Origin of the sequence: Streptococcus mitis, assembly GCF_026782895.1 — a bacterium.
In the GTDB taxonomy this organism is placed as follows: domain Bacteria; phylum Bacillota; class Bacilli; order Lactobacillales; family Streptococcaceae; genus Streptococcus; species Streptococcus mitis_CB.
In genome coordinates this window covers 92774-119470 of record NZ_JAKUXJ010000004.1, presented here as the reverse complement: position 1 = coordinate 119470, position 26697 = coordinate 92774, and the positions used below count along the sequence as shown (strand labels likewise).

At 39.7% G+C, this 26697-nt stretch carries 26 protein-coding genes; 2 read left to right on the top strand and 24 right to left on the bottom strand.

The genetic code is table 11. The features are described from left to right. Nucleotides 1-56: 56 nt before the first annotated feature. The 21 genes from mecA to MK480_RS04610 form a co-directional block, all read right to left on the bottom strand. Entirely contained in the window at nt 57-794 is a 738-nt protein-coding gene (gene mecA, locus MK480_RS04710; protein ID WP_223330286.1) for an adaptor protein MecA, read from the bottom strand. A gap of 314 nt (nt 795-1108) precedes the next feature. Beyond that, nucleotides 1109-2143: a teichoic acid biosynthesis protein TarQ gene (tarQ, locus tag MK480_RS04705; protein ID WP_084923949.1), complete on the bottom strand. Its 1035-nt coding sequence runs from the start codon at nt 2141-2143 to the stop codon at nt 1109-1111. Then, nucleotides 2136-3605 carry an O-antigen polysaccharide polymerase Wzy family protein gene (locus MK480_RS04700; protein ID WP_268707261.1) on the bottom strand — a complete coding sequence of 490 codons (1470 nt, stop codon included), beginning with the start codon at nt 3603-3605 and terminating at the stop codon, nt 2136-2138. Before MK480_RS04700 ends, tarQ begins: the two co-directional genes overlap by 8 nt. A 15-nt stretch (nt 3606-3620) precedes the next feature. Further along, the gene (locus tag MK480_RS04695; RefSeq protein ID WP_268707260.1) at nt 3621-4607 is read right to left on the bottom strand and encodes a glycosyltransferase family 2 protein; all 987 of its coding nucleotides are present in this window, start codon (nt 4605-4607) and stop codon (nt 3621-3623) included. Nucleotide 4608: 1 nt separating this feature from the next. Then, nucleotides 4609-5712: a glycosyltransferase gene (locus MK480_RS04690; RefSeq protein WP_268707259.1), complete on the bottom strand. Its 1104-nt coding sequence runs from the start codon at nt 5710-5712 to the stop codon at nt 4609-4611. Then, nucleotides 5702-6547 (bottom strand): LicD family protein, encoded by an 846-nt coding sequence (locus tag MK480_RS04685; protein WP_261096545.1) that lies wholly within the window; start codon nt 6545-6547, stop codon nt 5702-5704. Before MK480_RS04685 ends, MK480_RS04690 begins: the two co-directional genes overlap by 11 nt. 125 nt (nt 6548-6672) lie before the next feature. Further along, entirely contained in the window at nt 6673-7983 is a 1311-nt protein-coding gene (locus MK480_RS04680; RefSeq protein WP_261096544.1) for an LCP family protein, read from the bottom strand. Further along, nucleotides 7980-8828 carry a prephenate dehydratase gene (pheA, locus tag MK480_RS04675; protein WP_268707258.1) on the bottom strand — a complete coding sequence of 283 codons (849 nt, stop codon included), beginning with the start codon at nt 8826-8828 and terminating at the stop codon, nt 7980-7982. Before pheA ends, MK480_RS04680 begins: the two co-directional genes overlap by 4 nt. Then, nucleotides 8825-9301, bottom strand: coding sequence for a shikimate kinase (locus MK480_RS04670; RefSeq protein WP_268707257.1), 477 nt, complete (start codon nt 9299-9301; stop codon nt 8825-8827). Before MK480_RS04670 ends, pheA begins: the two co-directional genes overlap by 4 nt. Further along, entirely contained in the window at nt 9294-10577 is a 1284-nt protein-coding gene (aroA, locus tag MK480_RS04665) for a 3-phosphoshikimate 1-carboxyvinyltransferase (RefSeq protein ID WP_268707256.1), read from the bottom strand. Before aroA ends, MK480_RS04670 begins: the two co-directional genes overlap by 8 nt. Nucleotides 10578-10697: 120 nt before the next feature. After that, complete coding sequence (locus MK480_RS04660; RefSeq protein ID WP_268707255.1) at nt 10698-11834, bottom strand: TPM domain-containing protein; 1137 nt, start codon at nt 11832-11834, stop codon at nt 10698-10700. 18 nt (nt 11835-11852) lie between these two features. Then, a complete protein-coding gene (locus tag MK480_RS04655; protein WP_033686751.1) occupies nt 11853-12422 on the bottom strand; it encodes a LemA family protein in 570 nt (189 codons plus the stop codon). 340 nt (nt 12423-12762) lie between these two features. After that, complete coding sequence (locus MK480_RS04650) at nt 12763-13101, bottom strand: YlbF/YmcA family competence regulator (protein WP_268707254.1); 339 nt, start codon at nt 13099-13101, stop codon at nt 12763-12765. 53 nt (nt 13102-13154) lie between these two features. Beyond that, a complete protein-coding gene (locus MK480_RS04645; protein ID WP_268707253.1) occupies nt 13155-13442 on the bottom strand; it encodes a hypothetical protein in 288 nt (95 codons plus the stop codon). A 144-nt stretch (nt 13443-13586) separates the two neighbouring features. Continuing rightward, nucleotides 13587-13736, bottom strand: coding sequence for a hypothetical protein (locus MK480_RS04640; RefSeq protein ID WP_001124153.1), 150 nt, complete (start codon nt 13734-13736; stop codon nt 13587-13589). Nucleotides 13737-13746: 10 nt separating this feature from the next. Beyond that, complete coding sequence (locus tag MK480_RS04635) at nt 13747-14850, bottom strand: prephenate dehydrogenase (protein ID WP_268707252.1); 1104 nt, start codon at nt 14848-14850, stop codon at nt 13747-13749. 9 nt (nt 14851-14859) lie between these two features. Beyond that, complete coding sequence (gene aroC, locus MK480_RS04630) at nt 14860-16026, bottom strand: chorismate synthase (protein WP_265480710.1); 1167 nt, start codon at nt 16024-16026, stop codon at nt 14860-14862. A gap of 9 nt (nt 16027-16035) precedes the next feature. After that, nucleotides 16036-17103, bottom strand: coding sequence for a 3-dehydroquinate synthase (gene aroB, locus MK480_RS04625; protein WP_049516079.1), 1068 nt, complete (start codon nt 17101-17103; stop codon nt 16036-16038). Between the two features lie 18 nt (nt 17104-17121). Next, nucleotides 17122-17976 carry a shikimate dehydrogenase gene (locus MK480_RS04620; protein WP_247952837.1) on the bottom strand — a complete coding sequence of 285 codons (855 nt, stop codon included), beginning with the start codon at nt 17974-17976 and terminating at the stop codon, nt 17122-17124. Further along, nucleotides 17966-18643 (bottom strand): type I 3-dehydroquinate dehydratase, encoded by a 678-nt coding sequence (gene aroD, locus MK480_RS04615; RefSeq protein ID WP_247952834.1) that lies wholly within the window; start codon nt 18641-18643, stop codon nt 17966-17968. Before aroD ends, MK480_RS04620 begins: the two co-directional genes overlap by 11 nt. Then, nucleotides 18640-19803 (bottom strand): class I SAM-dependent rRNA methyltransferase, encoded by a 1164-nt coding sequence (locus tag MK480_RS04610; protein ID WP_247952828.1) that lies wholly within the window; start codon nt 19801-19803, stop codon nt 18640-18642. The genes aroD and MK480_RS04610 overlap by 4 nt, the downstream gene beginning before the upstream one ends. 149 nt (nt 19804-19952) lie before the next feature. Here MK480_RS04610 and MK480_RS04605 point away from each other — a divergent pair, with 149 nt between their 5' ends. After that, nucleotides 19953-22070, top strand: coding sequence for an LTA synthase family protein (locus MK480_RS04605; protein ID WP_247953311.1), 2118 nt, complete (start codon nt 19953-19955; stop codon nt 22068-22070). A 225-nt stretch (nt 22071-22295) separates the two neighbouring features. Here the strand turns inward: MK480_RS04605 and MK480_RS10075 are convergent, their stop codons facing one another. From MK480_RS10075 to MK480_RS04595, 3 genes are all read right to left on the bottom strand, one after another. Next, nucleotides 22296-22556, bottom strand: coding sequence for a hypothetical protein (locus MK480_RS10075; protein ID WP_080998532.1), 261 nt, complete (start codon nt 22554-22556; stop codon nt 22296-22298). A 71-nt stretch (nt 22557-22627) separates the two neighbouring features. After that, nucleotides 22628-24265 carry a hypothetical protein gene (locus MK480_RS04600; RefSeq protein WP_060628574.1) on the bottom strand — a complete coding sequence of 546 codons (1638 nt, stop codon included), beginning with the start codon at nt 24263-24265 and terminating at the stop codon, nt 22628-22630. Next, nucleotides 24246-24995, bottom strand: a complete 750-nt coding sequence (locus MK480_RS04595) for an ABC transporter ATP-binding protein (protein ID WP_060628575.1) — start codon at nt 24993-24995, stop codon at nt 24246-24248. The genes MK480_RS04600 and MK480_RS04595 overlap by 20 nt, the downstream gene beginning before the upstream one ends. 177 nt (nt 24996-25172) lie before the next feature. Between MK480_RS04595 and MK480_RS04590 the strand changes: the two genes are divergently transcribed. Then, complete coding sequence (locus tag MK480_RS04590; RefSeq protein WP_247931914.1) at nt 25173-26627, top strand: alpha-amylase; 1455 nt, start codon at nt 25173-25175, stop codon at nt 26625-26627. Nucleotides 26628-26697: the final 70 nt, after the last annotated feature.

Sequence of the window (26697 nt, the reverse complement as noted above, 5' to 3'; positions counted from 1 at the left end):
AAACGAATCAGACGATTCGCTCTTCTTAAAATCTAGAAATAGCTTTCCAGAAAGGATTATCCAATCTTTTGCAGATTAAGTACTGCATCGTGATTCATCAAGACTTGACCATACTCTTGCAAGACTGAGCGACTGATATCACTATCATCTGCAAACTCGCGCATACGGGCCAAAAGCCACGCTGGATATGGACTTGGATGATTTTCAATATCCACTAAAATGGTCAAATAATAGCGCTCATTCATCTTGTAGAGTTCAGAAGTTTCCATCTCAAAAGTCACTGTCTTGGCAAAAGTAACCAAGTCAGCCAACTTAGCAAAAGAAAGGATGTAATAGATGTAAGGCTCTTTCTTGCTCTCAGCTTCTTGTTCAGCATGCTCTTGCTCTTCTTCCTTAGCTTCGACTTGCTCTAGAGATTGAATCGCTTCGATGTCATCCTTGGTTTTGTCTGCGATGCTTTTTTCCAAGGTTTTGATAAATTCATCTGGCGACATTTGGGCTAATTCTTCCATATCTGGTAAATCCGATAAGTCTTCAAAATCTAGATTTTGGTCAATCTTTGATTTGGTTACAAAGACATCTACCTTATCAGGTTTTGGAGTCACACGGAAACTCAACATGCCTGTATCCAAAAAGCTCTCAGGCATCTCTAACTCATCCAAGATGGCATAAAAGAACTCTTCTGTTTTTTCTTGAGGAACGAGAAAGTCAGCAATCTCCATTCCTCGATCCATCAAATCCTCTAAAGACATCGTGATTTTTAAAGTTGTATCACTGATTTGTTTCATTTTCATTGCTAGTAACCTCATACTTTCAGTTCTATCTATTATACTAGATTTTTACGATTTTATCAAAAGAAGGCTCCTCTGTCGGGATAGATTTTCCATAAGGTAACTTCTCTAGAAGACTCTAATACTCTTCGAAAATCTCTTCAAACCACGTCAGCTTTATCTACAACCTCAAAGCGGTGCTTTGAGCAACCTGCGGCTAGCTTCCTAGTTTGCTTTTTGATTTTCATTTAGTATAAAAGAAAATTTCTGCAGACAAATAGAAAAAGCCTTCAAAATCGGCTCTTAGCCAACTTTGAAGACCTAATACATCAGAAAGCTTATAGTTTAAAGGTTGCTACACCGAGGATAGAACGATTTAAGTTTCTGAGAATTTGAAGACTTTGCTCAAATTTCTTATAACGAGTCACTCCGTATTCTTCAACAAGAAGGACGGTATCTCTTTCTAAAAGAGATGGTACATCTTGTAAATCTACAAAATGCATTCCTTTCAAAGCCTCTTGATTTTGTTTTAATTTATCTAGAATAGCTTTATTTGAGCTAACAATAGTCAATTCTTGTCCAGCATTTTTGTATGATAGAATATCTGCTAGGTTGGCAATTGTTGTAATCTCTGTTACAAAATCAATTTGATACTGAGAAAAATCACCTGCTCTATTGATTGTTGGATTAAAGAGATAAACCAATACATTTCCCATCACAACCAAAATCACACAGACTACTCCAATAACAGCTAAACGTAGAATCAAGTTTTTCACATTCAATCCAAGCGCTGTCTCACCATTTGCATTCAATTCTTTAGAGTTGATGGTTTCCAATTTTTCAATTTTTACATTTGCATAAGTGTGTTTAAATTTCTCAATCAATCCATCAATTTTTCGCTCCAACAAGTCATTAGCATCTTTACTTGGTGTCAAAATTTTCACACCAACCCCTGCATCGTCAATCATATAGTAGACAGTCAGTTTTTTCCACCAATAGTCACTTGTAGAATTTTTCAAGGTTGTCTCTGTCGTATCCAATTCACTGGCAATTTTTTTCAACTCACTCGGCTCTACATCATTGAAAAGATAAGCTCCATTCAAATTCCCATCAATCAATTTTCCGTAGAAATCACTATAACCACCAATTTGATGATTCAAAATCGTTTTAGCTGAATCTTCTGGAGGGGTGATTTTATAGCTAATATAAGTTGAATAACTTGTTGTGTCTTTGACAGTGTTTTTATTCTTAACTGCTTTAATTGTAAATGGTACAGCAATGAGAGCAAATAAAGCGATGAGAGCTAGAATATTTGCTTTTCGTTTTTTATAAAGATTTGCAAACAAATCAGCTACTGAATAATGTTCAAACATGATTTTTTTCTCCTTTGTTTAGTAGATACTGGTTCTCTTTTGTAAGCATTTTTGCTACGAATATAATCACAAGAACAATTCCCCAGAATTGCATTGTAAATAAATTGAAGAAACTTTCTGAAAAGCTACTTCTCGGCATAAAGAATAGATTATTCAAGATGAGTAGGGACAAGGCAAATAGGATTGTTCTTGAACGATAGGCTACTTGCAGCATGGCTATAAATAACATACCTAGCAAGAGACTAAGTAGAAAGACTCCTATCATACCATAGTCTGTATACAACTCCATAATATAACTACTTCCGATACCATGTCCTTTCAAGTATTCCTTGTTCAAGACAAGATAGGATAGATTATGGGCATAACTATTACTATCAATAGCTAGTTCCACACTATTGGTTGTATGTTCAAAGGCTTTTCCTCCGAAAATGGCCCCTAAACTTCCCCTTGCAAAATAATCAAGAACAGGACCAAAAGTAAAATTACGGAAATCTCGGTAAGGGAGGCTACTGTTAAATAGAAAACCTCGAGCCAAAACACCAAAACTGGTTCCTTGTTTATAGATAAAGTCAAGCAGGATATCCCAGAAACCTGTATGGGAAACTTGGACATTATCCCGTACATAATTGAGCACTCCCATCGCTAACATGAGAATAGGAGAACCTACAAAAATCGCTAACTTCTCTTTAAACCCAATCCATTTTCCCTTTTCAGTTTGCTCCCGCATAAAGTAATAAACAAAAGCAAATAAAATACTTAAAATAAAGGGATTTCGTGTCCCGATTGCCAAATGAATGGTATTGGCTGCAATAAAGGAGACAAGCACTGCTGTTGCCTGCAATTTCTTTGGCTTGGTTGCCAAATACATACACATTGCATAGACCGTAAATGTTGATAAGATATAGGTAAAATAAGGCAGTTTACTTTCAAAGTTTGCATAGTAGGTATAGTAGGAAGTCTGCAAGCGATACAGGAGTCGTTCAAATAAGCGAATAAAATAGAAAGGATAGGTTAGAAGAAAAACTCCTAGCGATACAAAGCGCAACCGCTTGATGTAAACGTCTTTTAGAGAACTTTCTATCTTGGGTACTTTTATTTGCTTTCTAGCTATAAAATAGCGAGCTAGGAGCCCCCCTGTGGTCAATCCCAATATCGAAACCATGACAACTATAAAGGCAAAACGATAGGCTATGGGATGATAGGTATCCAAAGCGCCATCTCTAAAATAATCAATAGTCGGCCTTGATACCAGAAATACAAAAATAGTTAAAAAGAAAATAAAATGGATTAAGTAATACTTGATATCATTCCAACAAGCAATTAAGCTACTAACCAGTAAGAACAATAAAGTAGAAAGCAAGCTAACATTGTTATTATTAAACAGATACACAATTCCACTTACTAGCGTCAAGGCATAGCTGACTATGGTCAAACTAAATAATAATCGTTTTCCATCAATCACTTGCTCACCCCCGTTCTAATGTAATTTTTTAGATTTTTCAATATTTTTTAGTAATAAGAATCGGTATAAGGAAATATTTATGAATAGAGCCAAAGCACTAATTCTTCTCCCCTTACGGAAAATTGGATTCCTAGCAATAGTAAAGGCATGGCCTTTTAAAAAGCGATGAATCTGGGAATAGGCTTCAAACTGTTTATACTGATCATCTAGTAACATCTTATCCAGAATAAAGAAGTGGGCATAGGCCAATCTGAAAAAAGCAACCTCTTTCAAGTCAGGATAGTTTTTCACAACTTCATTGTAAAACTTTTGATAGATATCAATATAGGCTAAATCCTTCTCTGCATAGGGTTTAGTCGTAATACTATCCCCTCTATGGAAATAGTAATAATAGGGTTTGGTATTAACAACGTACTTCTTAGCCAATTTGATTAAATCAAAATGATAATAAGCATCTTCATAAATTAATCCCTTTGGAAAGGATAGGGTAGTTGCAATCTGTCTCTTGATTAGCTTATTGCAAATCGTTCCAGGGATTTTTTCACCTATGAGGTATTCCCTTAAAAATGTTTGAGAATCACAGACAAAATAGTCATCCTGATTGGCTGATTGTGGACTTTCATCATTAGCATAGACATTCATGACACCACAGCTAGAAATATCCGCATCTTCTTGAATTATTTGCTCATATAAGCTCTGAATCATTTCTGGATGGATATAATCATCTGAATCAATAAAAATCAGATAATCCCCGTGAGCCTGCTTCATTCCATCATTTCGCGCTTGCGACAAGCCTTCGTTCTTTTTATGAAGAACTGACACCCTATCATCTTGTTTAGCGATTGCATCACACAAGCGACCACTCTCATCTGTTGCACCATCATCAACAAGAATAATTTCCAGGTTTTGATAGGTCTGCTTCTGAATGGAAGCTATCGATTTTTCTAGGTACTGCGCCACATTATAGACTGGCACAATGACACTAATTAATGCAGTTTCCATGCTACTCCTCTAATAGTTTTTCTACTTGTTCGATTTGTTTGGCAATTGTGAATTGTTGAATGAATTGACTAGCCTCATTGACATCGAAATTTGAGGCAGTGGTCATGTAGTTCGTAATTGCCTGAGTTGCCTCTTGATTGCTCTCAATGATTTGTCCAAATTGTCCTTCTTGGGATAATTCCTCAGCCCCTCCAACATCCGTAGAGACAAAAGGAAGTCCCAGACTCAAGGCCTCCACATACACTCCAGGAAAACCTTCTTGTTTAGACATAGACAAGAGAACTTTCATCCGAGACAAATACTGGTATGGATTTTTTTGATAACCAAGGAAATGTACATAGTCCTCAAGCCCATACTCTTTGACTCGTTTTTTCAGTTCCTCTTCCATGTCACCAGCACCTATAAAGTAGAGATGATAGTTTTTTCCCTCTTGGTGTAATAAGCGTATCACTTCCACCACACGGTCAGAACCCTTATTTTCCTCAATCCGTCCGATAGTACAGATACTTTGAGGCGCAATCTCGATATCGATCCTCTCTTGAGATTTTTCTAAAATAGTCTTAAAATCATATCCATTGTAGACCGTCTGTAATTTCGAAGCATAATCTGGATAGACTTCCTTAATAGAATGACTGGTCTTTTTTGAAATTCCTACAATGGTATCCGCAGCATCCAACTGGCGTCTATGTGATTCTCTTTTTGAGCTATCCTTAATAAATTCTTCGATACTTCCATGAATCCAGGAGATTTTCTTGACTTCTTTTCTTTTAGAGAACAAAAGTGGAGGATTCATAATGGTAAAGGAAACTTCAACATCATAGTTATCTTTCACAAGCAAGCGACGTGTCAATCTTGGAAAATAAATTCTCATTCTCCACAAAAGAGCTCGAATCCATCTGGCTTGGCGATAATCCTGAAGGGATTTTAAAATGCCTACATGCTTGGGAACAGATTCGTATCCCTTATCAAAATGTTCCATTTCAAGAATATCAATATCATACTTTTCTGGATCTAGATTTGAAACAATTGTCGACAGAATCTTCTCTGCTCCACCCCCGAGAGAAAAAGACCACATAAAAAATAAGATTTTTTTCTTAGCCACCATATTCTCCCTTGTATTCTGTATAAGACTTATCCATATCAGCGATGACAGCATCATGATGTGGTAGCTGCTTGTCTGCTGGTGGAGGCGTCATATAATCCCCAAAAGCAGTGCTGAGATAGGCATCGTAGCCAACTGGAATAGGCATCTCTGTCCCTTCAAATGGCAAGAAGAGATTATCTTCAAAAGATTCAATTAGGTACTTGTTTCTCATGTAACCAGGACCCGAGCATAATTCCGTGATTCCATCGCTCTCAGCTAGACTGTACTTGGTCATTTCTTTCTCAGCTTTTTTCCAAATGCGATAACGGAGAGATTTTGGAGTCACACCCAGTAAAATACGGCTTCCCCATTTCATAAGTGCACCATGCTTTTCTGGAATAGTTTGGGCACAAAAGAGTGAATAAATCAAGGCCCAGCGAACCTGTTTCTTCCGCTCAGCTGGATTTTTAGGATAATAATCCAAAGGCAAGACATCCAAGGCAAGACCATGTGGTAAATTCAAATCCTGCTGATAAGGCTTAATACAGGTAGTTTCCTTGTCACGAATGGTAATAAAAAGATTGCGGTCGACAAAATCCTTGTCACTCTTCGACAAGAAATAACGCTCATCTGCATAACGAGGCCATAATTCTGCTAATTTCTCATAATCTTTACGAGGCATAAAAAAGTCTAGGTCGTCGTCCCAAGGAATAAATCCTTTGTTTCGAAGGGCACCAATAGCACCTCCCCCACAGAGATAACAAAGCAAATCATGTTCTTTACAAAAGGCCACAAAATATTCAGCCATCTCCAGACTACGAGCCTGAATTGCTTTTAAATCAGTCATATTATTCATTATTCTTTCTATCGTATCGTTTCATTATACCACAAATAGGGGGTGAAAATCTATTGCAGACTGTAAAAAATCAAAGCCTGACTACTATCCAAATAGCTATCAAACTTTGATTCTTCTGTCTTATCTTATCTCAAACCCATCTGAGACAATTTATTCTGATATTTGTTTTGATCGACAAGCAAGCCCAAGCCTCCATAAACATCATAGGCATCTACCCAGTCACCCAATTCTGGAATCGTCAATTTTTCAATACCATTTTGCGCTCCATCTAAGAAAGACAAGCCATTTGTTAACAGGAAGGTATAAGGAACATTCGTTGAGGTCATTGCGAATACCTTGCCAAGTGCCTCTGAGCCTGTAAAGAGCTTGGTTGGATCTTTGATTTGCTGAAGAACTGCTGTCAGTACTTGTTGCTGTCTCTTGGTACGACCATAATCACCTTCGTCATCATCACGGAAGCGAGCATAATTTAGCAAGGTTGAACCGTTCATCTGCTGTTTCCCAACTTTGATAGTCTGGGTTGGAGACTCTGTTTCCGTAGCATGCAAATCATCTCCCACCGTAGCTTCGGTTAAAGGTTGGCCTTCTAAGGTTGAGAATTTGGCATCAATCGTCACCCCATCAGGAAATAGAGTGTCAATAGCGGTTGCGAAGGCCTGGAAATCTACCAAGGCATAGTACTTAATATCCAAGTCAAAATTGTCTTTTAATACTTGGCGAACCATTTCTGCCCCTTTTTGGCCTTCTTGTTCCCCTAGTTCATAGGCCACATTCAACTTATTATCGGATTGCTTTCTACCGTTAATGACTTGGCTATAACCGTCTATATAAACCAAATTGTCACGCATAAAGCTGACCAGCTTGATTTTTTTATCTGAGCCACCAACGTTTAGAACCATAATCGAGTCCGTTCTCGTCTCAGCACTATTTTGGCCAATCCGTCCATCTGTTCCCATAATCAAGATATTAACCCCATTCTTGGTATCTTGACCATGAAAAACTTCTACTTGAGCTGCCTTAGCATTGGCAGGTTTGTTTGGATCCGCATTTGAATAACCTTTTAGGAACATAAAAATCATGCCAAAACCGACACAGGCTAGAAGGGCAAGCAATCCTGCAAAAATGCGCCCCCAACGAATCTTACGTTTTTTGGACTTAACCTTTGGAAGAGGATAACTTTTCTGATATTTTTTTGCACGACTACGGTTACCATAGGATGGAAGAGGAGACTGATTGACTGGTTCCATGAAAGACTCTTCCATATCGTGATTTTCATTATAAATTTCTGGAGAAGCTTTACTACTGCTAGCCATATTTAACTTACCTTGCAGGTAAGCAAACTCTTTTTTCTCTCGCTCATTGAGGTAATGAATGTTCTTAAAAAGATAGTCATAACGCAACTGCTCGTGATGGCTTAACGGATTTTCTTTACTCATCTTCTCTCCTTTCCATGGTCTGATATTGGATAAATAGGATAGGCGCCCAGTACTTTATACTGGATTCCAATCGCTTCTAATTCTTTTTGGGCAAAGTGGACCAAGTCCTTATCAGCATAGTCCACATCAATAATGAAAAAGTATTCTCCCAGTGCTGTCTTGAGTGGTCGACTTTCAATTTTTGTCAGGTCAATTCCTCGCCAAGCAAAAGTCGACAAGGCCTTATAAAGTGCACCTGGAAGGTTGTCAGGTAAGGTCAAGGCCAAACTCATTTTCTCAGTTTGTGCTTGCAAGGGAATACTAGGCTTTTCAGCCCCCACAACCCAGAAACGTGTGAAATTGGCTTCCATTTCCTGAATATCCTCGGCAATCAGTTCTAAGCCATATTCTTCAGCAGAACTTCTAGGCGCAATTGCTGCATAAGGCTGGTCTGGATGTTCAGAAATAAAACGAGCCGCATAAGCTGTACTAGCTGTTACCTCGATTTGGGCATCTGGATATTGTTCATCGATGAATTTCTTTCCTTGAGCCAAAGCCTGTGGGTGTGAAAAAACCTTTTCAATATTAGTATGACCTGGAACCACCATCAACTGCTGATGAATAGGCTGAACGATTTCTGCTACTACTTGGATACGAGCCTGATGAAAAAGGTAGTCCAAGGTTTCATGAACACTACCTTCGATAGAATTTTCAACTGGCACCACAGAATAGTCCACCAAGCCTTGCTCATAGGCCTTGATAACATCTGTAATATTGGCAAAGGCTTGCAATTCCTCCTGAGGAAAAGCTGTCTGCACAACGTGGTGTGAAAATGATCCCTTGGGACCTAGATAAGCAATTTTCATCTCAGTTCCTCTATAAGTTCCTCTGGGCTTAGATTGGTCACATCCAAAACCCGACTAGCTACTTCCTCATACCAAGCCTGTCTTTCTTGGAAAATATCTGCAAGTTCTTCCTTGCTATTATTTAGAAAAAGTGGGCGCTGATTGTCCTTATCAGCTGCGATACGTTGGTAGAGGGTTTCAAAATCTGCTTTCAGGTAGATGTTATCAGAATTGGTCTTGAGTAAGTTGCGATTTCTCTGAGAAATAACCACTCCCCCACCAGTTGACACAACTTGATCTCTTTGTAGTAAATCAGCTAGGACTTCTGATTCTATCTGACGAAAGGCTTCTTCTCCCTTTTCCACGAAAAATTCCGCAATGGACATGCCTAAGCGCTTCTCTATCAGAGCATCCATATCGAGGTAATTAGGGTCCAAGCCTCTTGCAATAGTCGATTTGCCAGCTCCCATAAATCCTAATAATACCTTAGCCATGAATCAAGCTCTCCAAATCATCAAAGAAGCTAGGATAGCTGGTATTGATGGCTTCAGCACGATCAAGCTCCACTTCTCCATCTGCAACCAAGAGGGCCGCGATAGCCGTCATCATGCCGATACGATGGTCTCCAAAAGTATTGACTCTAGCACCGTGAAGGGCTGATTTTCCTTTGATAATCATTCCATCTGCTGTAGGTGTGATATCCGCACCCATGCTATTTAAAGCATCTGCTACCACCTGAATGCGATCTGTTTCCTTAACCTTAAGTTCCTCAGCATCCTTGATAACTGTTACACCTTGGGCTTGAGTCGCAAGCAGGGCGATAACTGGCAATTCATCAATCAAGCGTGGAATCAAAGCGCCACCAATCTCTGTTCCTTTCAAGTCAGAAGACTCAACAGTCAAAGTAGCAGATTTAGCGACTGGGTCAATTTCAGTAACTTCTAATTTTCCACCCATGGCGCGAATGACATCAATGATACCAGTACGCGTTTCGTTTATGCCCACATTTTTAAGCACCACACGAGAATTTGGAACAATCAAACCTGCGACTAGCCAAAAGGCTGCACTGGAAATATCTCCTGGAACAACCACCTTTTGTCCAGTCAGTTTTTGAGACCCTTGGACTGTGATTTTCTTGCCATCCACACTTAAATGACCACCAAATTGTTGCAACATATCTTCAGTATGATTACGAGTGCACTCTTTTTCGATAATAACAGACTCCCCCTGAGCCTGCAAGGCCGCAAACATCAAGGCTGACTTGACTTGAGCAGAAGCTATCGGCAACTCATAATGAATAGGTGTTAAATTTTTCGTTCCTTTTAAATGAAGGGGAGGCAGGTCTCGCTCAGTTTGCCCTGAGATGCTGACACCCATTTTTTTCAGAGGAAGGGTCACACGGTCCATAGGACGTTTGGAAAGACTATCATCTCCGAACATTTCTACTTCGAAGTCGGCCCCAGCAAGGACACCTGAAATCAGGCGAATCGAGGTGCCAGAATTTCCCATATCAAGGGCATTTTGCGGCGCTTTTAAACCATCCATACCTACACCTTGAATGGTAATAACCCCATCTTTATCCTCAATCTCAACACCAAGGTCACGAAAGACTTGCATGGTCGAAAGAACGTCTTCACCTCGCAGAATATCATAAACCTTGGTCTCACCCTCAGCCAAACTTCCAAAGATAATAGAACGGTGACTGATAGACTTGTCACCTGGAACTCGGATACTGCCGTGTAAGTGGCGAATGTTTGTTTTTAGTTTCATACTAGACCTCATACTTGCAATACTTTTACCTATTTTATCATAAAAAGCCAGAAATTCCTTAAAAATTTCTGACTTTATGATAGTTATTTTCTTATTTTAGCAATTCTTTTCATTTTCAATTTACCAACTATCTGAAGAACCACCACCATCAAATCCACCGCCACCCCAATCATCTGAAGACCAAGATGAACTCGAACTACCAGAATCATCTCTAGAGGAAGAAGAATCTGACTGTGCTCTTTGTGAAGCATAGTAGCTTTTTGTGAGCTCGGAAGTCCAAGAAGCATTCCTCACAAAATCGTTATCGTTTGGGTAGAGTTTCCCCTTCCCATTATAAGAGTATTGAGAGCGATTGAGCCTATCTAGTTGCTTTCTTTCAACTTCTGCGTAGTATGCTTCTATAAGTAATGGAGTCCAAGTGTCATTAGGTAGAAAACCTTTTGAGTCTGGATAGAGTTTGTTATATCCTTCGTACTGATATTGAGACCTAATTAAACGCTTATTTTTTTTATAGTCAGATTTACGTTCTTCAGTCCACGTATCATTAGGTACAAAGTCAGGAAAATCTGGATAAAGCTTACCTTTTCCCTCGTATTCATACTTAGAAAAGCGGCATCTTTTTAAGTACTTGATCCACGTTGCTAAACTTAGTAAAAGAAAGAACAACAGATAGAACAATATCGGAAACGGAATGTAATCGAAGTACTTACTAAAGCCTTCATTATTTTTTAATGATTTTTCATAGCTTTTTGGAAGTCGATTATTCTCCGTCTTGTTTATGATTTCAGCTTTGCTAGACTCGGCTTTAGAAATACCTACTAGAATTTTGTTAAGAGCATCAGTATATTTCCCTTCTTTCATGTACGGTTTAGAATCATTTAGTAAGGAACTGGCCTTAGAGTCAGTAAGCCAAATTGCTGCTTCGTTGGATGTTTCAATACGAAACTTCCTATCCTTTATAGCAATAGCAATTAAAATTCCACTGTTGGAATCTTGTTTCCCAACTTTCCATTTGCGTGCAACCTCATTGGCTACCTCTTCGATACTGAAACCGTCCAGAGTATCTACAATGTAAATACCTACTTGGGTTTCACTTCCAGCATTCATACTCTCTAACGTTTCTGCAACACTAGTGGTTAAATAACCGTTAGGATCGTAAATACCATTTAAAGGACGATCTGGAACAGCTATATTAGCCGCAACAAGAGGCATAAAAAAGAATAAAGGGGTAATTAAGAGTAAAAGTAACTTTTTCATAGGAGATACCCCACAAGACTAATCAGTTAAATTGACTTTAGGGACAACCTTTGCATCTTTCTCTGCTTCAATTAACTCAGCTCTTTGGAAACCAAACAAACTAGCTATCATATTAGTGGGAAAACGTCTAATGGTCTTATTATATTCTGTTGCAGTATCGTTGTAATCTTTACGAGCAACGAACAAACGATTTTCAGTTCCCTCAAGCTCTGAAATTAGAGAAGACACTTGTGTATCAGCTTTTAACTCAGGATAATTTTCTTGAACAACTAGCAATCGAGAAATAGCTGATGTTAATTCACTCTCCCCTTCATTTTTTGTTTCTGTATTTCCTGAGCCAATCTTAGAACGAGCATCCGCAATCTTTGTAAAGATGTCTTCTTCGTGCTTCATATATCCTTTTACAGAATTTACAACATTTGGAATTAAGTCAGCCCTACGTTGAAGTGCAACTTCAATCTTCGAGTTAGCTTGTTTCACAGATTCATCTTTGCTAACAAGACTATTGTACGAACCTGCCAACACTATAATACTGATGAAGATAATTCCTACAGGAACTCCTATTAGAGCAATTAATTTTTTTGACATACTTTTTCCTATTTTCTATTGTTCATCATTTAACTAAGATTTATCGATAATAAAAATCAATCTCTTTCATAATTTTTTGTATTTATTATCTCATCAACAATTTCTAACTTACCAATTGAAGTTGAAAATAACAGTTATAAACTTTCAAATTCATTTTGTATTATAGTTATGATTTTCAATAGCCTATTTAATTTGTTTTGTATTTTGTTTATTAGTAAAGGCATTCATTCCCAGAGTCATTCTTAAACGAACCACGCTAATAACTCTAACTAATACAGTAGTTACCAATGATAAACATACGTTTAAAAAATACCTATAAAAAATGAACAAAATAATATTCTTATTTTAGCAATTCTGAAACTGGTTCAAAAACAATTTTTTCAATGTCAGAAAGATAAATTGCCAATTGTTGTTGCTTGGTAAAGAATTCTGACAAGAGGCTGTTCCCCTGAATCTGCTTGCCAAAGCCTTCCATTTTCGCTTGAAAGGAAGCATCGGGCATTTGACCTGTCTGCGCTAGTCTTTGAATTTCCTCTTGGAAAGTAACATATTCTGTAAAGATTTTGCTTGCCTCAGAATCTGCTGAAATCGCATCTTTAGCTGCTTTGACAGCCTTGTATTCTGGTAATTCGCGTAGACCGCGACTAAGTTCATTTGCACTATCGTAAATATTTGACATGATTTTCTCCTTATTTATTTTTTAAAAAATTACTAGTCACTCTGTGGTCATTATTATTGTGCAATCACTTTTATATGACCTCTTGAATGTCCATTGCTTAATTCCTTATCTGGTATATACTCTATCTTCAAAGCTCCTAAATTAGAACCTGTTTTTATTTCATTTGACATAAGATTACCAAAATAGTTATTTATCTCATCATCAGATAAGGATGATTCAATCGATTTAACAATATCATGAAATACTTCTTTCATTCCCGCAACACCAGATTCACTATTTTCATTTGTCTGATTTATTGTTACATTGATTTGATCAGTATCATTTGCATGTAAAAGTTCCAAGTAATATCCGTAGCTTGATGCGAAATATTTTATTTTTATATTTCCTTTTTTGATATTTTCTAATGGGCTATTAGAATGTTGATTATAGCTATTGATAAAGTCATTAATAATTCTATCGTCTACATACTTTGAATTATTTTTCTCTTAACTTATTTCTTTCTTGGATGGTTCATTTTTTGTCTCAACACTTGCTTCTGAAGTAGTTTTCACATCTTTTTTAACAGCGTAAGCTCTAAGTAAGATAAAAGAAATAAAGATAATACCAAATATGAATCTAGGCTCTATTTTAGGCATATTTTTCTCCTTATTTGATGACGACTGTATAGTCGGTATTTTCTGTTATGAGATGCTCAGCTCTTTCCAAGTCTTGAGCATTTTTAAATGAAATTTGTAGGATCCCGTGAATATCTTCACGGTTTTCCTCATTGATGTGAATATTGACCAAGGAAGTTCCTCGTAGCAATTCCAAAATCCTCAGGATGACATCTTCTTCATCGGGAACGTCAACATAGAGATCGTAAGAACTATCCACTCCACCACGCTTATGAATTTCCATAGCCTGACGTTGCTCACGCGCTTGGTTGAAAAAGTTCCAGATCAGCTCCTCATCTCCCTTGCTTATGGCCTGACCAACCTCATCTAAGCGCTCCTTAAAATCCTCAATTCTCTCCAGAATAGTCTCACGATTGGACAAGAGAATAGAAGTCCACATACCTGGCTCACTTTCCGCAATTCGTGTCATATCTCGAAAACCACCGGCCGCAAAGCGCCTTGCCATCTCATGTTCTTGAGCATAGACCGCGGTCTGTTCCATGAGACTAGAAGCCAAAATATGAGGAAAATGGCTAATCTGAGAAGTGACACGGTCATGCTCCTTGGCATTAATTTCGATAAAACGAGCATGAAGACCTGAAAGCAGATCCTTCATTTCCTCAAGCGTATCCTGACCTGTCAGACTCGAAGGTGTAAAGATATAATAGGCATTTTCAAAAAGATTGACATCCGCAGAAGCAGCTCCTGTCTTGTGACTACCAGCCATGGGATGGGCTCCTACAAAGCGAACAGACTTGCCAGCCAAATACTGCTCCGCTGCATCTACAATGGCTGACTTGGTCGAACCAGCATCTGAAATAATGACGCCTTCTTTTAAGTCTAAGTTGGCCAATTCATTAATGAAAGCAATAGTTTGTTTGATTGGCAAGCTGAGAATGATGATATCTGCCAAAGGAGCAAAGCTAGCAAAATCATCCGTTGCACGATCAATCATGCCTTCTTTCAAGGCGATATCTCTCGAAGCTTGACTGCGATTATAACCTAAAATTTCATAATCTGGATGATCGCGTTTGATACCAAGGGCCATAGAGGCACCAATCAATCCAAGGCCCGCGATATAGACTGTTTTTGCCATAGGAACTCCTTAATAGTTCTTTGTATAGTCTCGGTGTTTAGCTACCGCTTCTTTTAATTCCTCTAGATTGTCTGATGAGAATTTTTCAAGGATTTCTTGTGCCAGAACCGTTGCCACAACAGCTTCCATAACTACACCTGCAGCTGGAAGAGCAGTCGGATCACTTCTCTCCACAGTTGCCTTGTAGGGTTCATGGGTTTCGATATCCACACTCATGAGTGGTTTGTAGAGAGTAGGAATGGGTTTCATGACCCCACGAACAACGATGGGTTGCCCATTGGTCATACCACCTTCAAAGCCCCCTAGATTGTTGGTACGACGAGTATAGCCGTCTTCTTTAGACCAGAGAATTTCATCCATGACCTGGCTACCTTTGCGGTAACCAGCTTCAAATCCAAGGCCAAATTCCACCCCTTTAAAGGCATTGATAGAGACAACAGCTTGGGCCAATCTTGCATCCAATTTTCTGTCCCATTGGACATAGGAACCAAGACCAACTGGAACACCTCCTACGACTGTCTCCACAACCCCACCGATGGTATCTCCATCACGCTTGATTTGGTCAATATAGTCCTTGATTTCCTGTTCCCGTTCTTGGTTGACAATAGAAACATCAGACTGGGCAGCTCTTTCCTTAATCTCAGCAACTGTGAGATTCTCAGGAACATCGATTTCCTTGCCACCAAAGACTACGACATGGTTGGTAATCTCCATATCCAGCTCAGCCAAGAGGCGTTTGGCTACTGCCCCAACTGCCACCCGCATGGTGGTTTCACGGGCAGATGAACGCTCCAAAGAATTTCGCAAATCGTCAAAACGGTACTTGATACCCCCAACCAAGTCGGCGTGACCTGGACGAGGATGGGTGATTTTTCGTTTGCTTTTAAGGCGGTCTTCAATGTCCTCTGCAGACATGATGTCCAGCCATTTTTGGTGATCTTTATTGACGACATCCATGGTAATAGGCGCCCCAGTAGTCCTCCCATGGCGAACACCCGAAGTAAAGATAACTTGGTCGCTCTCAATCTTCATACGACCACCGCGGCCGTATCCACCCTGACGACGTTTCAGGTCCTCATTGATATCCTCTGCTGTCAAAGGTAGTCCAGCTGGAATTCCTTCAATGATAGCCGTCAGACGGGGACCGTGTGATTCTCCTGCAGTTAAATATCTCATACACTCTCCTTATTTTACCAAGTAGTCTTTCATCTCTTCCAGAGAAACTGGGTGGATGGTTGCAGAACCAAGCTCTGGCACCAAGACCAATTTCAAGGTATTGCCACGCGCTTTCTTGTCATGAGTCAAAGCTTTATAAAGCTTATCAACATCCCAGTTTTCATAATCAACAGGCAAGCCAAATTTCTGACACATTTCTGTGATGGACTGGGTAATGCCAGCTGGCATAAGGCCTTTTTCCTCAGCAACCTTGGAAATCTGTACCATTCCCATGGCAACAGCCTCGCCATGCATGACTTTTCCATAACCAGCCGTCGCTTCAATGGCATGGCCAATAGTATGGCCAAAATTGAGGTAAAGGCGAACACCATTGTCCAACTCATCCTCAACCACCATCTTGCGCTTAACCTGACAAGAATGTTCAATCAAGGTCTCTGCATGTTCCAGAATGCTCTCTACAGAACCATCCAGCTCCGTCAAGAGAGCCCAAAGTTCTGGATCCTCAATCAAGCCATACTTGATAACTTCACCCATTCCTTCAATCAACTCTCTTTTTCCGAGGGTTTCAAGAACAAGTGGGTCAATCAGAACCCCATCTGGTTGGGCAAAGGTCCCCACCATATTCTTAGCAAATGGAGTATTGACGCCCGTCTTTCCACCGATTGAAGAATCCACCTGGGCAGTCAAACTAGTCGGAATCTGAACAAAGTGAATACCCCGCATATAGGTAGAGGCTACGAAACCAGCCAGGTCCCCAACGACACCACCTCCGAGAGCCACGATTCCATCGCTACGAGTCAGACCTTGCTTGACTAAAAATTCATAGACTTTCTGAACAGTAGTTAAATTCTTTCTTTCTTCGCCTTCTAAAAAGTCAAAAACTGCTACCTGAAAACCAGCATCTTCTAGGCTGAGCTTGACCTTCTCTGCATAAAGAGAAGCTACATGGTTATCTGTAACAATGACTACCTTTTGTGGTTGCCAGAGTTCTCGCAACCATTGACCAGCCTGAGCCAGACAGCCTTTTTCAATCTGAATATCATAAGGATGATGAGGAATATCGATTCTGATTTTCATAGGAGAGTCTCCTTTTCTTTATTGGTATTTTTCTGTTAAAGACTGCCAAATCTCTTCTGTTGGCATTTCCTTGCCTGTCCACAGTTGAAAAGCCTCTGCAGCTTGATAGAGCAACATTCCCAGACCATTGACAACTGGATTCCCCTGACTTCTGGCCCATTTCAAAAATGGTGTTTCAAAGGGTTGGTAAATGATATCTGCTACTAAAAGAGTTTCTGATAGGACAATGTTTTCAGGAACTGGAGATGATTGACCATCCATCCCTACACTTGTTGCATTGACCAGTAAATCCGACCCAGCAATCCTTGCTTGCAGTTCAGGAACATCTTCTAAAGCATACAAGTCCACCTTAAAACCTGTCTGCTCCTGTAACTTGTCTAGGTATGGTCTTGTTTTTTCCATGGAAACTGAACGAACAAAGACTGAAATCTGACTGACACCATCCAAAATAGCCTGTGCCAAGATTGATTTAGCCGCACCACCTGCACCAAGCAGGGTCATCTTTTTACCTGAAATTGTAAAAGAAGGCAAGCTCTTAAAAAATCCCTTGCCATCTGTATTATATCCAATTAAATTGCCATTCTCATTGACAACAGTATTAACCGCACCAATCAAGCGCGCTTCATCGCTCAATTCATCCAAATAAGAAATCACCTGCTCCTTATAGGGCATGGACAGGTTGATGCCAAACATCTGGTAGCGACGAATATTGGCCACTGTTTCTGCCAAGTCACCCGCTTCAATCTCCCAAGCCACGTAAGCACCATTGGTAGCTGTCGCCTCAAAGGCGCTATTGTGAATAAATGGGGAAATAGAATGCTTAATAGGATTGGCAACAACGGCAGCTAAACGTGTATAGCCATCAAGCTTCATCCAAAATCTCCCGAATTTTTTTCATATTAGCTAGGGAAATCTGACCTGGGGCACTTGCCTCATCTAGACTAGCAAAGGACCAGCTAGAACCAGTCACATCTGCAGTGATACGAGAGACCTTGCCCACCTTACCCATAGAAATAGTTACATATTCCTGCTCAGGATTGAGGGTTTTAAAGCCTCGTGTATAGTTCATCAAGTCTAGCACATCCTGCTCCGTGTGAGCCATCACCGCAACCTTAACAAGTTTTGGATTTAAGCTCGTCAACTCTGACAAGATTTCCATCATGTTCTCAGGTGTTTCTTGGAAATTGTGGTAACTCAAAATGAGATTTGGGAAGTCCAGCATTTCCTCAAAAACATCCTTGTAGCTATAGTACTCAAAATCAATATAATCTGGTTGATAGAGTTGCGCCACTTCCTTGATTAGATGGATATATTCTTCTGGAGAAAGGTCGATTTGTCCCCCTTCAGAGCGAGTTCGCAACGTGAAAACCAATTCACGACCTGCGAATTTTTCAAAAATAGCTGGAGCCACCTGCAAAATCGCTTCTTTAGGCAGATAGTCGGCACGCCATTCAATGATGTCGGCATCCAGATACCTCGTGGCATCCAGAGCCTGAGCCTCCTCTAAACTTCTTGGCATTACTGAAACGATTAATTTCATTTACTAACCTTCATACTAATCACCTTGAGGTAATTACTACTTTCATCTTTTTTATTATAGGCAAAATCTGCTGGAAGACCGTATTTATTTAAAATCTGGTAACTTCTTCCTGCAAAGCCTTTATCAATTTGTTCTGTAAATTTCTGGCGGGATACATTGGCAGCATTGGTACTGGCAATGATAATCCCTCCCTGATTTAAAATCTCAAGACTCTGGGAAATCAACTTGTGATAATCCTTGGCCACAGAGAACGTTTGTTTTTTGTTCCGAGCAAAGCTAGGCGGATCTAGGACAATCACATCATAGGTCAAGCCTTTTCGTTTGGCATACTTGAAATACTCAAAGACATCCATGACTATAAAACGATGGTCGTCTGTACTGATTCCGTTTGCCTGAAAATGTGCTTGAGACAATTCTCGTGAACGTTTGGCTAAATCAACCGAAGTTGTCTGACTTGCTCCTCCCATGGCCGCAGCTACTGAAAAGGCTGCTGTGTAGGAAAACATATTGAGCAAGGATTTACCCATAGCCAATCCATCCACTAAACTACCGCGAACTTCATGCTGGTCTAGGAAAACCCCTGTCATCAAGCCATCGTTCATAAAGACTTGATAGAGGACACCATTTTCCAAAACAGTAAAGAAGTCAGGTGCTTCTTGACCATAAACATGGGCAGATTCATAGTCCAAACCCTTAAAACGGATCTTCTCATAGGTCCCTAAAACCTCAGGAAAAACCTGTCTAAAAGCTTCTGAGATAACTTTGCGAATCTGATACACATAAGAGTTATACCAAGAAAAGACAGCATAGTCGCCATAAAGGTCCACTGTCAGACCGCCAAAACCATCTCCCTCTTGGTTGAAGAGACGAAAGGCAGTTGTCAATTCATCTTGATAGTAGGCTTTTCTCTTTTCTTTAGCTTGTCTAAACAGCGTTTCAAAGAAAGCTTGATTAAAGGTCACCTTGTCTGTGCTCACAAACCAGCCCAAGCCCTTGTTTTGCTGAGAAAGGTAGGCAGTCCCAAGAAAGTTTCCTTCTTGACGATAGACTTCTACTTCCTGATCCTTGAGATTGATATTCTCAAGATCGCTGGCTTCTAGTAAAACTAGCCCTTTAGCGAGCTTCTTTTCAACCCGTTTGCTGACTCTTATTCTATTCATAGTCACTATTATAGCAAATTTTGTGACAATTCTCAAAAAAGAAACTACCCTTGCTTTTTTACTCTAGTTTTAAAAAATGGTATACTAATACTAATAAAAACTTAGGAAGTAATTGTGTGAGAATCAATTTTAACAAAATCCAAAAAGCCATGGGTACCAGACTGGGTTTTGTCCTAACCCTTTTAATCCTCTATTGGCTCAAGACCTTACTAGCCTATACCGTTGACTTTAATTTAGATATTCAAGTAGGCAAATTGCAGGGAAATTACCTTGCCTTTATCGCCTTTTTCAACCCCCTTCCTTTGGGACTCCTCCTGCTGGCTCTAGCTCTCTATGCTCGCTCAACCAAGACCTTTTACAGTCTTAGTATAGCTATTTACAGCCTTTTATTCATTTGGCTTTATTCCAATGTCTTTTACTATCGAGAATTTAGTGACTTTATCACGGCCAATACCATGAAAGTGGTCAGTAAGGTATCTGTTGGTACTGCAGAACTAGAGTTACTGCGTTTTTGGGATTTCATCTATTTTATGGATTTCCCACTGCTGGCTTATCTTCTCTATAAAAAGATCATCCAGCTGGATAGGAGACCTTTCAAATTCCGCTCCAGTGTTGCTATCACTGCTCTCTCGGCTCTGCTCTTTTCAGCTAACCTTTTCTTGGCTGAAATTGAGCGTCCCGATCTCCTGTCACGAGGATTTTCTAATTATTATATTGTTCGTGCCCTTAGTTTGCCAGCCTTTTTAGGCTATAGTGCCAACCAATCCTACAGTACAAACAAAGAACGTGCCAAGGCCTCTGAGACTGATCTTCAACCTATTACAGATTATATTCAAGAACATTCTGCTAAGCCCAATCCAGACTATTTTGGCCTTGCCAAAGGGAAAAATGTGATTTATCTCCACTTAGAGAGTTTTCAGCAGTTCCTACTGGACTATAAACTCAACATAGATGGAACTGAGCATGAAGTCACTCCCTTCCTTAATTCCCTCTACCATTCGCAAGCAACCCTAGCCTTTTCGAATATCTTTAACCAAGTCAAGGCTGGTAAAACCTCAGATGCGGAAACCATGCTAGAAACCGGTTTGTTTGGGCTTGACCAAGGTTCTTTCATGGTCAACTACGGTGGTACCAATACCCAGCAGGCTGCGCCTTTTATCCTATCAAAAAATGGCTACCAATCAAGTGCAGTCTTTCATGGTAACATTGGGACCTTCTGGAACCGAAATACGACCTACAAACAGTGGGGCTACCAATACTTCTTTGACGCATCCTATTTTACCAAGCAAGACAGTAGCAATTCTTTCCAATATGGTTTAAATGATAAAATCATGATGAAAGATTCTATCCAATATCTAGAGCACTTGCAGCAGCCTTTTTATGCTAAGTATATCACGGTGTCCAATCACTATCCCTATGCTAGCAATCTGACAGGCGATGAGCTTGGTTTCCCACTGGCTAAAACCAAAGATGAAACCATCAATGGCTACTTCCAAACAGCTAACTATCTGGATAGTGCTATCAAGGCCTTCTTTGACTATCTCAAAGAAAGTGGCCTCTATGAAAATTCCATCATCGTCATCTACGGAGACCATTATGGCATTTCTAACTCCCGCAATCCTGAGCTGGCTCCCTTGATTGGCAAGACTTCTGAGAACTGGTCGAATTACGACAATGCCATGTTGCAACGAGTGCCTTTTATGGTGGTCATGCCTGGCTATGAAAAAGGACAAATCATCAATACCTACGGTGGACAAATCGATATCTTACCGACTCTCGAACACCTCCTTGGTATTGAGTCCAATTCCTTCCTTCAAGTTGGACAAGATCTTCTGTCTCCAGATCATCAAGAAATCGTTGCCTTTCGGACTGCAAATTCCTTCGTCACACCAAAATATACCAGCTACGACGGACGAACCTACTACACTGAGAGCGGTCTTGAAATCAGCAATCTTGATGAACAAGCTCAGACTGAACTAGAAATTGTTCGTCAAGCAGCTAGTCAACAGCTAAAAATCAGCGACCAAATTCAAACTGGTGATTTGATACGTTTCTACCAAGCTGATCATCTTGGAAAAGTTGATACAGAAAGTATTTCTTACCTCAATTCCTTACCAATTCTGCAAAAGATTGAGCAGGAAAAAGGTAGTCAATCAACCAGTCTCTTTAGCCAACGACAAGGTAAAACCAGTGCTGACCTTTTCAAGGCACCAAGTTACCAAGAACTCCATCCAGAGTCTGCAGAAACTGAATCAAAATCACAATAAAAGATGCTCTTCCATCGTGGAGGAGCATTTCTTTTTATAAAATAAAATTCAACGAAAATCAAAGAGGAAACTGGCCTCAGGTTAACTGCGAGATTGTAAGTAGAGAGGTTGTATCAGCAATATATGTCTGTCAAATTTAGTGACGAAGATAGTAGAAGAAATATGAGGATATAAATCAGCTTCGGCAGGTATCTGGAAAATTTGATTTTATAGAAAAGCCTTCTGTTACAAACTCAATATACTATCAATAAATAATATTATAGAAGCAACAATAATTATAATTTCACCTATCTGCATAATTCTATTTCGAAATCTAAATATATGTTCTATCAAAAATACTTGGATCACACACATTATAGGAATTAACGTTTTTGAAATTGAAAAATATCCAAATAAATAAACTATAAACAACAATAATAGAACTATATTATATTTCTTATTCAAAACATTCCTCCCTATATATTTTTGATTACCAATCTTAATCATTTACAACTACATTCTAACAAACTATAAAAGCGTTTGTCGAATTGAATTTATCAAGCAAGCGACCAACTATCTCATCTTTTTTCTATTTCCGTCAATATGCGTGACAGGTAGTAATGATATCCAAAAATAGCAAGACCAAGCAGAAGGATAAGAGCTCCTACTCCCAAGCTAATGGCAAGGATAGTGGAGAGAGACTGAACCAAGAATAAGCTCCCTATTACAAGGGCCATTAAGATTGCACTATAAACCAAAATTAAAACAATTGCTACTATACGATTTGAACGGTTCACCAAGTCCGTAATGCTACTCCAATTAGTTGACAGATTTTTCACGTCCTTAAAGTAATTGTGGCAAGAAAGGATGACACTGGCAAGGATCCATGCCACAAGAAGATAAATCATCGAAAAGATGGGCAAGCCTAGATATAGAGAAAGGCCAAGTAAAGTCAGGACTGGTAAAAAGGACTGGACAGCAAATATAATCCAAAATTTCACTTTCACATAACGAGCAAAGTCAAAGGGTAAACTCTTCAGAAAATCAACATTTTCCCTCTCCAAGGACAAGGCAATTGAATGCAGGCTGGTGATATTGTTATTGACAACTGCTATAAAGAGAGCTATAAAAAACAAGGGTAACCAATATGGAGGATGAATGTCTGGAACTATCTGAGAATCTCGGATGTTGGAAATCAGACCAATCATCATGAGATAAGGAAGGAAAGCACTTGTAAAAAGCACTGTAATCACACCAGTTCCCTGTCCCAAGAGGGTGAGGTGGTAGCGTAAAACCATACGGAAAAAGCCCTTTTTATTAGTAGTTGAAATTCTCTCCTTATTGCGACGTTCTTTTTTGACCTTCTCCTCACTATTAAGCAGAATCACGTCATAAAAACGAGGAAAAACCTTCTTTTTACTCAAGTAAAGCAAGAAGAGAGTTAGTCCTATCCAAGCGAGCAGACCCAGGATGGCTTCTGTCGAAAAAGGCTCCACTGCTATTTTGTAAAAGAGATGAAGAGGATAAAGGAGAAATGGAATGTCTCTAACTTTGTCAACAATACGTCCAGAAGTCGACTGTAGAAAGAAGACAAATATTAAAGGTATGAGAACTCCTATCCCAATCATCACATTCGAAAAAATAGACTGATACTTTCTGAAGACCGTAGTCTGAGCCAAGAAATGTACTGCCACTACCATCACTAAAGTAACAGAGACAAATAATAAGGTCAAGGACAGTAGCATCAAAGGCAAACCCAACCAAAGAGAAGGTGCTAGCCTAATGTAGAGGACTAGAAAATAAGCTAGGATTGGTACAATTCCAGCTAGAGCTGGCAAGAGGACAGACAGACCTTTGGCCATTATAATCTCTGATTCTTTAAAGGCATAGGGCCTATAGGAGGCCAGGTCCTTACTCTCATAAAAGACATTGTAAAATGCAGTGAAAGAAGTTGAAAAGGCAAGCACCAGTAAAATAGCAACCATCGTACTAAAAAAACTTGGCATTTCCTCAAAAGGAAAACGAAAGGCTATATTTATAAACATTAAGAGCGTCAAGAGACTAGAAAAAATGTAAGAACTTAGGACTCTAGCGGAAGCATTTACTTTTTTCCCAGGATTCTTAGCCTGCTTCTTTCGTAGGTTAGCCAGATTAGCTTCTTGAGATGAATAGAGGATATTGATATCCACTAATTTTTTAATGACCTTGAGACGCATCTGAAACCTCCTCTTTTCTACCAGCAAGGCTAAGGTAGATACTTTCCAAAGACTGGTCTGGATGGTCTTTTCTCAAGTCCTCTACGCTACCACAATAAATCAAATGCCCTTTTTTCAAAATGGCAATCCGATCACAGACTTGCTCAGCTACCTCTAGGACATGAGTTGAAAACAAGACTGTCTTCCCTTTTTGTGCATGTTCCTTCATCATTTTCTTCAAATCAAAGGCAGCCTGGGGATCCAAACCAGTCAAGGGTTCGTCCAAGACCCAAATATCAGGATCGGACAAGAGTGCTCCGATGACAAAGACTTTCTGACGCATTCCGTGAGAAAAAGTTTCAATGACCTGATAGCGGTTTTCAGCAAAATCAAAAATTTTCAATAGCCTAGCTAGACTAGCTTCCAAGTCAGAGCTAGTCAGATCATAGGATGAAGCAATCAATTCCCAAAATTCATTGGCCGTTAAGCGTAAAAATAAGTCAGGCGAGTCTGCTACGTAGCCAATCTTCCGTTTGATCGCCAAGCGATTTTCCGATAAATCCTGACCGTCCACCAAAATACGACCACTGCTGGGCGAAATGATACTGACTAGGGATTTTATAGTGGTCGATTTTCCAGCCCCATTATGGCCAATCAAGCCCATAATCTCCCCATTTTCAATCTGCAAATTGAGATTGCTCAAAGCCTCTTTATCACCATACAACTTACTAACATTTTGAAATTCAATCATGAGAAATCTCCTCTCTTTATCTATGTAATTTACTATAATTATAGCGCTTTCATTTTAAAAATCAACATTTTATATAAAATAGTCAAAAACTTATTATTCAGTTTTACGCAAACGTTTGAGCTAACCGATACTTTATGATAGAATAAAGAACAAGATTGACAAGTAAGAGGAAACATCATGCAAAATCAAACACTCATGCAATACTTTGAATGGTATCTGCCCCACGATGGTCAGCACTGGACGCGTCTGGCTGAAGATGCTCCACACCTAGCTCATCTGGGGATTAGCCACGTCTGGATGCCACCAGCTTTTAAGGCAACCAATGAAAAAGATGTAGGTTATGGGGTCTATGACTTATTCGACTTAGGAGAGTTTAATCAAAAAGGAACTGTCCGCACCAAGTATGGTTTTAAAGAGGACTATCTTCAAGCCATTCAAGCCCTAAAAGCACAGGGAATTCAACCTATGGCCGATGTGGTGCTCAATCACAAGGCTGCTGCTGATCACATGGAAGCCTTTCAGGTTATTGAAGTGGATCCTGTAGACCGTACAGTTGAACTTGGGGAACCCTTCACCATCAATGGCTGGACTAGCTTTACCTTCGATGGTCGCCAAGATACCTACAATGACTTCCACTGGCACTGGTACCACTTCACCGGTACAGACTATGATGCCAAACGCCGAAAGTCTGGGATTTATCTGATTCAAGGAGACAACAAGGGGTGGGCAAATGAGGAATTGGTCGATAATGAAAACGGTAACTATGACTACCTCATGTATGCCGACCTAGACTTTAAACATCCTGAAGTCATCCAAAATATCTATGACTGGGCTGACTGGTTCATGGAAACGACTGGTGTAGCTGGTTTCCGCTTGGATGCCGTTAAACACATTGACTCTTTCTTCATGAGCAATTTTATCCGTGATATGAAGGAAAAATACGGTGAGGATTTCTATGTTTTTGGTGAATTTTGGAATCCTGACAAGGAAGCCAATCTGGGCTATCTTGAAAAAACGGAAGAACGCTTTGACCTTGTCGATGTTCGTCTCCACCAGAATCTCTTTGAAGCCAGTCAAGCTGGCGCAAACTATGATCTTCGTGGTATTTTCACAGATAGCTTGGTTGAGCTCAAACCTTACAAGGCTGTAACCTTTGTCGACAACCACGATACCCAACGTGGTCAGGCTCTTGAGTCTACTGTTGAAGAATGGTTCAAACCAGCAGCCTATGCCCTCATTCTATTACGCCAAGACGGCCTTCCATGTGTCTTTTACGGAGACTACTATGGGATTTCAGGGCAGTATGCTCAGCAAGATTTCAAAGAAGTCCTTGACCGCCTCCTAGCTATCCGAAAAGATTTGGCTTATGGAGAACAAAATGACTACTTTGATGATCCTAACTGTATTGGTTGGGTACGCTCAGGTGCTGAAAATCAATCCCCAATCGCAGTCTTGATTTCAAATGACCAAGAAAACAGCAAATCAATGTTTGTCGGCCAAGAATGGGCTAACCAAACCTTTGTAGATTTACTTGAAAACCACCTAGGTCAAGTTACAATTGATGAGGAAGGTTATGGACAATTTCCAGTCTCAACTGCTTCGGTAAGTGTCTGGGCAGCCAATACAATCTAATTGCCAATGATTATCAAGCCAGATCCAAACGGATTTGGCTTTTTTGTAGTCAAAAAGACCTACCCACCAA